Source organism: Streptomyces tricolor, assembly GCF_002155905.1.
Taxonomy (GTDB): Bacteria; Actinomycetota; Actinomycetes; order Streptomycetales; family Streptomycetaceae; genus Streptomyces; species Streptomyces tricolor.
In genome coordinates this window covers 1-1,763 of record NZ_MUMF01000714.1, presented here as the reverse complement: position 1 = coordinate 1,763, position 1,763 = coordinate 1, and the positions used below count along the sequence as shown (strand labels likewise).

Sequence of the window (1,763 nt, the reverse complement as noted above, 5' to 3'; positions counted from 1 at the left end):
CCTGGCCGTGGCCCAGGAGGCCGACCGGCTGGGCTACGCCGTGTGCTGGGCCGCCGAGGCCTACGGCTCCGACGCGGCCACCGTGCTCAGCTGGGTCGCCGCGCAGACCGAGCGCATCGACGTCGGCTCGGCCATCTTCCAGATCCCCGCCCGTCAGCCCGCGATGACCGCGATGACCGCGGCCACGCTCGACTCGCTCTCCGGCGGCCGGTTCCGGCTCGGCCTCGGCGTCTCGGGCCCGCAGGTCTCCGAGGGCTGGTACGGCGTCAAGTTCGACAAGCCGCTGGCCCGTACCCGCGAGTACGTGGAGATCGTCCGCCGGGCGATGACCCGGGAGCGGCTCACGTACGAGGGCGAGCACTGGACCCTGCCGCTGCCCGGCGGCCCCGGCAAGCCGATCAAGCTGACCGTGCACCCGCAGCGCGAGCACATCCCGCTCTACATCGCCGCGATCGGCCCCAAGAACCTGGAGCAGACCGGCGAGATCGCCGACGGCGCGCTGCTCATCTTCCCCTCCGCCGAGCACCTGGAGGAGACCACGATCAAGTACCTGCGCGCCGGCCGGGAGAAGGCGGGGCTGACGCTCGACGGGTTCGACGTGTGCCCGACGCTGCCGATCGCCCTCGGCGACGACAAGGACGTGGCCCGGCTCGCCGACACGTTCCGCCCCTACACCGCGCTGTACGTCGGCGGCATGGGCAGCGCCAAGCAGAACTTCTACAACCAGCTCGCGCAGCGCATGGGGTACGAGAAGGAGGCCGCCGAGATCCAGCGGAAGTACCTGTCCGGGGACAAGCAGGGCGCCGCCGCCGCGATCCCGCAGGACCTCATCGACCGGACGACCCTGCTGGGCTCCGTCGACCGGATCGCCGACCGGATGAAGGCCTACGCCGCCGCCGGGGTCACCACCCTCAGCCTGGCCCCGGCCGGCTTCACGCTGGAGGAGCGGATCGCCTCCCTGCGGGCCGGTACCGAGGCCCTGGAGCGCGCCGGCCTCGCGTAAGGGGACTTCCACGGCCGTGGTGGGGGCTCGGGGGTCTTCCCCGCCACGGCCGTCACAGGAAACAACGCGCCCACGGCCGCCCGGTTACGACCCGGAGGCCCATCTTCCGCCGACATCCCCCGACTCCCCCCCCCACGCCGCTGCCGCCGCCTGGGCCGAGGACTTCGCCGTCGGCGGTGGCGGACTGCTGCCGGTGCACGACGAGCGGCTGCTCGGCCTGCTCGACAGCGGGCTGACCGGGGTGCCGGCAGAGGCCCGCACGACAGTTCTCCCCCTGCCCGCGCGGCTCTTCCTCCCACCGACCTCCGGGACCCGTCCTTCCCACGACCCGCGCGGCCCCTCTCCGACGCCCGCGCGACTGTCCTCCCCGGACGCGCGCGGCTCGTGTCTCACCGATCTCCGTGGCTGGTCTTCCGTGACCCGCGTGGCTTTTTCCGACGCCCGTGCGGCTGTCCTTCCCAGACGCGCGCGGCTCGTCTTTCACCGATCTCCGTGGCTGGTCTTCCGTGACCCGTGTGGCTTTTTCCGACGCCCGTGCGGCTGTCCTTCCCGGACGCGCGCGGCTCGTGTCTCACCGATCTCCGTGGCTGGTCTTCCGTGACCCGCGTGGCTCTTTCCGACGCCCGTGCGACTGCCCTCCCCTGACGCGCGCGGCTCTTCTTCCCACCGGCCTCCGGGACCCGTTCTTCCGTGACCCGCGCGGCTCTTTCCGACGCCCGTGCGGCTGCCCTCCCCTGACGCGCGCGGCTCGTCTCCCACC

General features: G+C 72.8%; 1 protein-coding gene. It reads left to right on the top strand.

Translation table 11 applies throughout. The features are described 5' to 3' along the window. Position 1: 1 nt before the first annotated feature. Positions 2–1,003, top strand: coding sequence for an LLM class F420-dependent oxidoreductase (locus tag CCN44_RS38000; RefSeq protein WP_244204034.1), 1,002 nt, complete (start codon positions 2–4; stop codon positions 1,001–1,003). Positions 1,004–1,763: the final 760 nt, after the last annotated feature.